Origin of the sequence: Pseudomonas sp. GD04158 (assembly GCF_029834875.1) — a bacterium.
Lineage (GTDB): Bacteria > Pseudomonadota > Gammaproteobacteria > Pseudomonadales > Pseudomonadaceae > Aquipseudomonas > Aquipseudomonas hydrolytica.
This window is the reverse complement of the sequence record NZ_JAODYT010000128.1, coordinates 1-6,673: the sequence shown is the minus strand read 5'-3', so window position 1 is coordinate 6,673 and position 6,673 is coordinate 1. Positions and strand designations below refer to the sequence as shown.

The 6,673-nt window shown below is 68.4% G+C and carries 5 protein-coding genes and 1 pseudogene; 1 reads left to right on the top strand and 5 read right to left on the bottom strand.

The genetic code is table 11. The features are described from left to right. From N7333_RS23485 to N7333_RS23470, 4 genes and pseudogenes are all read right to left on the bottom strand, one after another. Nucleotides 1-149, bottom strand: a pseudogene (locus N7333_RS23485) (acetyl-CoA C-acetyltransferase); the annotation flags it as partial. 90 nt (nucleotides 150-239) lie between these two features. After that, entirely contained in the window at nucleotides 240-1,007 is a 768-nt protein-coding gene (locus N7333_RS23480) for a 3-hydroxyacyl-CoA dehydrogenase (protein WP_100549704.1), read from the bottom strand. A 69-nt stretch (nucleotides 1,008-1,076) separates the two neighbouring features. After that, nucleotides 1,077-2,117, bottom strand: coding sequence for an AraC family transcriptional regulator (locus N7333_RS23475; RefSeq protein ID WP_129482327.1), 1,041 nt, complete (start codon nucleotides 2,115-2,117; stop codon nucleotides 1,077-1,079). Between the two features lie 70 nt (nucleotides 2,118-2,187). Next, nucleotides 2,188-3,879: an AMP-binding protein gene (locus N7333_RS23470; protein ID WP_129482326.1), complete on the bottom strand. Its 1,692-nt coding sequence runs from the start codon at nucleotides 3,877-3,879 to the stop codon at nucleotides 2,188-2,190. Between the two features lie 302 nt (nucleotides 3,880-4,181). On the opposite strand from N7333_RS23470, the gene N7333_RS23465 reads away from it, so the two are divergent. Further along, nucleotides 4,182-5,672, top strand: a complete 1,491-nt coding sequence (locus tag N7333_RS23465; protein WP_279859464.1) for an aldehyde dehydrogenase family protein — start codon at nucleotides 4,182-4,184, stop codon at nucleotides 5,670-5,672. Nucleotides 5,673-5,769: 97 nt separating this feature from the next. Here the strand turns inward: N7333_RS23465 and N7333_RS23460 are convergent. After that, on the bottom strand, nucleotides 5,770-6,673 hold a 904-nt coding region (locus tag N7333_RS23460; protein ID WP_279859463.1), incomplete at its 5' end, for a sigma 54-interacting transcriptional regulator.

Below are 6,673 nucleotides of genomic sequence, written 5' to 3'. Positions count from 1 at the left end.
GCCTCGGCCGCGAGTCCGGCGCGCTGCAGGGTGGCGCGAATGGCGGCGGCGCCCAGTTCGGCGGCGGACAGGCCGGCCAGGTCACCGAGAAAACCACCCATGGGAGTTCGGGCGGCGCTGACGATCACGACCGGATCGGTTGCAGACATGGTTGTCTCCTGAAAGTCGTTGGTGTGCCATGGATTGCGGCCAGGCCGATCAGCTCGCCCCGGGCGGATGCAATCCGGGTCATGTGTCGGTTACTTCGCCGCCATACGCAGCGCGCCATCGAGGCGGATCACCTCGCCGTTGAGCATGGGGTTCTCGACGATGTGGCGCACCAGCGCGGCGTATTCCTCGGGGCGGCCCAGGCGCGGCGGGAACGGCACGCCGGCGGCCAGCGAGTCGCGCACCTCCTGCGGCATGCCGGCCATCATCGGCGTCTCGAAGATGCCCGGGGCGATGCACATCACGCGGATGCCCGAGCGCGCCAGCTCGCGCGCCGCCGGCAGGGTCATGGCGGCCACCCCGCCCTTGGAGGCGGCATAGGCGGCCTGACCGATCTGCCCGTCGAAGGCCGCCACCGAAGCGGTATTGACGATCACCCCGCGCTCGCCCTCGGCATTCGGCGGGTTCTGCGCCATGGCCTCGGCGGCCAGGCGCAGCAGGTTGAAACTGCCGATCAGGTTGACCTCGACGGTACGGCGGAAGCTGTCCAGGCCATGCACGCCACTGCGCCCCAGGACCTTCTCGGCCGGTGCGATACCGGCGCAGTTGACCAGCCCGTGCACGGCGCCAAAGGCCTCCAGTGCCTGCGCCACAGCCGCACGGCCATCCTCCTCGCGGGTGATGTCGGCCTGCACGAAGCGGGCACCCTCGCCCAGCTCTGCGGCGGCGCGCTGCCCCGCTTCGGCATTGATATCCAGCAACAGCACCTTGCCGCCCTGGCCCAGCAGCTGACGGGCAGCGGCCAGGCCCAGGCCGGAGCCGCCACCGGTGATCAGAAATACGGAATCTTCGATACGCATAGCACGCTCCAGCAACGAGTCAGAACCATGCTCGCGCCGAGCGCCGCCGTCGACAATGGCGAAAGTCGTCTATCGATCTGAGCGCTTTGGACAATCGGGCGTCGGGTGCATCAGTGCGCGGTACTGTCCCGGCGTAGAGCCGGTCCACTTCTTGAACGCCTTGTAGAAGGCGCTGATGTCGGCGAAACCGAGCACGCCGGCCAGCTCGACGAAATCGCCCTCGCCGGTATCCAGGCGGGTGATAGCCAGTTCGCGCCGCACCTGATCCTTGAGCCCCTGGTACGACTGGCCCTCCTGGGCCAACTTGCGGCGCAGGGTCGAGGGCGCCATGTAGAAATGGCTGCTGAGCGCCTCGAAGTCGGGCCAGCGTGCGGCGCTCAGCGAGCGCAGATAGGCACGGATACGCGCCCCCAGGCTTTGCGGGTCGCGGTAGCGCACCAGGATATTGGCTGGTGCGCCGGCCAGAAAGCGCTTCAGTTCGCGCTCGCTGCGGCGCACCGGCTGCGCCAGGCAGTCGGCGTTGAACAGCAGGCGGCTGGAGGGGCGCTCGAAGCGCAGGTTGTCGCAGAACATCACCCGGTAGTCCTCGAGATAGCCCGGCGCGGGACAGCGCAGGTCGATGCCGAGGATCGGCAGGCGCCGGCCGGCCAGCCAGCACAGCAGGCCATGCACCATCAGCCACAGGGTGAAGTAGGCGAAGGCCCGACTGTGCTGGCCGTCCGGCTCGTCCAGGGCGATTTCGGCCAGGCTGCCCTGCTGCACCAGGCGCGGCCTGAGGCCGTCGAAGACCAGGCCGCAGAAGGCCAGCACCCGCTCCAGCGCCGCGCCCAGGGTGGGCTCGCGCAGGGCGATGGCAGCCATGAAGGCGAAGCTGCCGGCCTTCATGCGCCGGGCGTTCATTCCGAAGAACTCGTCGTCCATGCCCGCCGCCAGGGCGCGCCAGAGCTGACCGTAGAGCGCCGAAGGCACACGCCCGTAGGGGCGCTCCAGCGCCTGTGCAGGCAGGCCGACGCGCTCCAGCAGCGCCGCCACGTCGAGCCCGCGGCGGCGCGCCTCGAGCAACGCCTCGCCGACCAGTTGTACCGAGATGGTGCCCTTCTCCACTGCCATGCCGCCCCGCGTCAGCCCCGTCCTGCAACGCGGCCCAGTTTGCCTGCGCCGCCGACGCGAGGCCAGCCGCTCAGCGGCCGACCAGGCGCAGCGGCGGTGCCAGCTCGGCCTGCATCAATTCGCGCATGCGAAACTTCTGCACCTTGCCGGTTACGGTCATGGGGAATTCCTCGACGAAGCGGAAGTGGCGCGGCACCTTGAAGTGGGCGATGCGCCCCTTGCAGTACTCGGCGAGCGCCTCGGCGGTGAGGACCTGATCCGGGTGCAGCTTGACCCAGGCGGCCACTTCCTCGCCGTACTTGCTGTCGGGAATGCCGATCACCTGCACGTCGGCCACCGCCGGGTGGGTGAAGAGGAACTCCTCGATCTCGCGCGGATAGATGTTCTCGCCGCCGCGGATGATCATGTCCTTGCTGCGCCCGACAATCTTCAGGTAGCCCGCCTCGTCCATCACCGCCAGATCGCCGCTGTGCATCCACTTGGCCTCGTCGATGCTCTCCTGGGTCGCCTCCTGGTTGTTCCAGTAGCCCAGCATCACGCTGTAGCCGCGGGTGCAGAGTTCACCGATCTGCCCGCGCGGCACCACGTTGCCCTGTTCGTCGACCAGCTTGGTCTCCAAGTGCGGTTGGGTGCGACCGACGCTGGCCACGCGCAGCTCCAGCGGATCGTCGGCGGCGCTCTGGGTCGACACCGGGCTGGTCTCGGTCATGCCATAGGCGATCTGCACCTCGGCCATATGCATCTGCTCGATCACCCGCTTCATCACCTCGATCGGGCAGGTGGCACCGGCCATGATGCCCGTGCGCAGGCTGGACAGATCGAACTCGGCGCGGCGCGGGTGATCCAGCTCGGCGATGAACATGGTGGGCACGCCATACAGCACCGTGGCGCGCTCCTCGGCCACCGCCTGCAGGGTGCTCAGCGGCTCGAAGGCCGGGCCGGGGTAGATCATCGTGCTGCCATGGGTCATGCAGCCGAGATTGCCCATCACCATGCCGAAACAGTGGTACAGCGGCACCGGGATCACCATGCGGTCCTGTTCGCTCAGCCCCAGACTCTCGCCGACCATGTAGCCGTTGTTGAGGATGTTGTAATGGCTCAGCGCCGCGCCCTTGGGAAAGCCGGTGGTACCCGAGGTGTACTGGATGTTGATCGGGTCGTCGAACTGCAACTGGGCCTGGCGGCGACGCAGCACGTCGTGGGAGATCTGCCCGGCCAGGCCGAGCAGCTTGGCCCAGCCGAGCATGCCGGCGGGCGGCGTGCGCGCCAGGCTGATCACCCCGCGCAGCTCGGCAAGCTGCGGGGCATGCAGCCCGCCGGGCGGGCTATCGGCCAGCTCCGGGATCAGCTCGGCGAGCATGGCATGGTAGTCGGAGCTCTTGAACTGCTCGGCGCAGATCAGCCAGCGGCAGCCGGACTGTTTCAGCGCGTACTCCAGCTCGTTCAGCCGATAGGCCGGATTGATGTTGACCAGGATCGCGCCGACCTTCGCCGTGGCGAACTGGGCGATGCACCACTCGGCGCAGTTCGGTGCCCAGATGCCGACCCGGTCGCCCGGCAGCAGGCCGAGGGCGAGCAGGCCGCGGGCGCAGTCCTCGACCACCTCGGCCAGTTCGCCCCAGCTGTAACGCAGGTTCTGATGGCGCACCACCAGCGCCTCGCGGCGAGCGTGCAGACGCACCGTGGTATCGAAGGCTTCGCCGATGGTCATGGCCAGCAGGGGTTTGTCCTGCGGGCCGCGGGTGTAGCTGAGCTGAGTCATGTCGGTACCCACTTGTTGTGTTTGTTATGGGAAGTCCGCAAGCGCGGAGATCGCCGCGCTCCCAACAGGAAGCATGCCAAGGCGACGCAGGCCGCCTGCCCCGGCGTTTGCGCCGGTTGCGCGGCTTCCAGCGGGGCAGCGCCACTGTCTCGTTCTGCGACAGGTGTATGACTTCGATACAGCCGGTTTTCTCCACTTTTCATCGGCAGAGCCGCCTCGACGGCGCCTGGCAAGGCTTTGCCGACAGTGGCACAGCCGTTGCTCAAGCCCCCGGCACAAGACAACGACAAGAGGCTTCGCCCATGGCAACCCCGCCACTCCACCGTAAAACCCTCGATTTCCTCGCCAGGCCACAACGCATGCTGATCGGCGACCAATGGCTGGACGCCTCCAGCGGCAGCCGCATGCAGGTGCGCAACCCGGCCACCGGCGAGCCGCTGGCCAGCGTCCCCTCGGCCAGCGCTGAAGACGTCGACCGCGCCGTTCAGGCCGCCCGCAGCGCCTTCTACGACTCCGCCTGGAACCGCATCCGCCCGCGCGAACGGCAGAACCTGCTGTGGCGCCTGGCCGAGCTGATCGAGCGGGACGCCGACGTGCTGGCCGAGCTGGAATGCCTGAACAACGGCAAGAGCGCCCAGGTGGCCCGCGCCATGGACGTACAGCTGTGCATCGACTTTCTGCGCTACATGGCCGGCTGGGCCACCAAGATCGAGGGCAGCACGGTGGAGCCGTCCCTGCCCCTGATGCCGAACGAGGATTTTCACGCCTATATCCGCCGCGAGGCGGTGGGGGTGGTAGGCGCCATCGTGGCCTGGAACTTTCCGCTGCTGCTGGCCTGCTGGAAGCTCGGTCCGGCGCTGGCCAGCGGTTGCACCCTGGTGCTCAAACCGGCCGACGAAACCCCGCTGAGCGCACTGAAGCTCGCCGAGCTGGTTCAGGAAGCCGGCTACCCGGCCGGGGTGTTCAACGTGGTCACCGGCACCGGCCTGAACGCCGGCGCGGCGCTGTCCAGCCACCCCGGAGTGGACAAGCTGACCTTCACCGGCTCCACCGAAGTGGGCAAGCAGATCGGCAAGGCGGCCATGGACAACATGACCCGCGTGACCCTGGAGCTGGGTGGCAAATCGCCGACCATCGTGCTGGCTGATGCCGACCTGCAGCAGGCCGCCGCCGGGGCCGCCAGCGCCATCTTCTTCAACCAGGGCCAGGTGTGCTGCGCCGGCTCGCGCCTGTACGTGCAGCGCAAGCACTTCGACAACGTGGTGGCCGACGTCGCCGCCATCGCCAACGGCATGAAGCTGGGCAACGGCCTCGACCCCAGCGTGCAGATGGGCCCGCTGATCTCCGCCAAGCAGCAGGATCGGGTCACCGGCTACATCAACCTGGGCCGCGAGCTGGGCGCCACCGTCGCCTGCGGCGGCGAAGGCTTCGGCCCCGGCTACTTCGTTCAGCCGACGGTGCTGGTGGACGTCGACCAGCGCCACCGCCTGGTCCAGGAAGAAATCTTCGGCCCGGTGCTGGTGGCCATGCCCTTCGACGATATCGACGAGGTGGTGCGCCTGGCCAACGACAACCCCTACGGCCTGGGCGCCAGCATCTGGTCCAACGACCTCGGCGCGGTGCACCGGATGATTCCGCGCATCCGCTCCGGCTCTGTGTGGGTCAACTGCCACAGCGCCCTCGACCCGGCCCTGCCGTTCGGCGGCCACAAGCTCTCCGGCATCGGCCGCGAGATGGGCGCCGCCGCCATCGAGCACTACACCGAACTGAAAACGGTGATGATCAAGCTGTGAGTTTTACGGGTGGGGGGCTGTCCCGAGCGGCCCTCTGCCCTTTTTTTATTCCGGGCGCGCCGGTGGCGCGCCATACACCACGCAGGCGAGCGGCCTGCTACCCCTGTTCCATCCCCTTGAGCTTGCGATACAGCGTCGCGCGGGCGATACCCAGGCTGCGCGCGGCGGCCGAAAGGTTGCCGCCGGCGGCCTCCACCGCGGCGCGAATGGCCCGCGCCTCGGCAAGCTGCAGCGTACTCCCCGCCTCCAGCGTCAGCCCTTCCCCCGCCACCGTCGCGGCCTGTTCGCCGCGGCCTGCGCGCACCTCGTCCGGCAGGTGCTGCACACCGATCTCGCCGTCATCCTCGGCCAGCGCCGCAGCCAGGCGCAGGCACTGGTAGAGCTGGCGGATATTGCCCGGCCAGTGATAGTCCAGCAGCGCCTGCAGCGCCGGCGGGCTCAGCTGGAGAGGCTGCTGTTCGGTGGCCTCTGCGCGCAGCAGGTGCTGGATCAGCGCCGCCAGGTCGCGTCGCTCGCGCAGTGCCGGCAGGCTCACGCGCAGGCCGTTGATGCGGTAGTAGAGATCCTCGCGAAAGCCCTGCTCGGCGCTGAGCTGCTGCAGGTCGCGGTGGGTGGCGCAGATCAGCGCGCAGTCCACCTTGATCAGCTGGTTGCTGCCCAGGCGGCTCAGGCTGCGCTCCTGCAGCACGCGCAAGAGACGGCCCTGCAGCTCCAGCGGCATGTCGCCGATCTCGTCGAGAAACAGCGTGCCCTTGTGCGCCTGCTCGATCTTGCCGATGGCGCCGCCCTTGCGGCTGCCGGTGAAGGCGCCTTCGACATGGCCGAACAGCTCCGACTCGATCAGGCTGGCCGGAATCGACGAGCAGTTGATGGCCACGAAGGCTTCGCCGGCCCGCGCACTGCTCTCGTGCAGCAAGCGGGCGAAGACCTCCTTGCCGGTGCCCGTCTCGCCATTGATCAGCACCGGGATGTCGCGGGCGAAGGCCTTGCGCGCCCGCGCC

Coding starts and splice junctions, on each gene's coding strand:
- N7333_RS23470 (WP_129482326.1), bottom strand. CDS start 3,879: ATGACTCAGCTCAGCTACACCCGCGGCCCGCAGGACAAACCCCTGCTG.
- N7333_RS23475 (WP_129482327.1), bottom strand. CDS start 2,117: ATGGCAGTGGAGAAGGGCACCATCTCGGTACAACTGGTCGGCGAGGCG.
- N7333_RS23465 (WP_279859464.1), top strand. CDS start 4,182: ATGGCAACCCCGCCACTCCACCGTAAAACCCTCGATTTCCTCGCCAGG.
- N7333_RS23480 (WP_100549704.1), bottom strand. CDS start 1,007: ATGCGTATCGAAGATTCCGTATTTCTGATCACCGGTGGCGGCTCCGGC.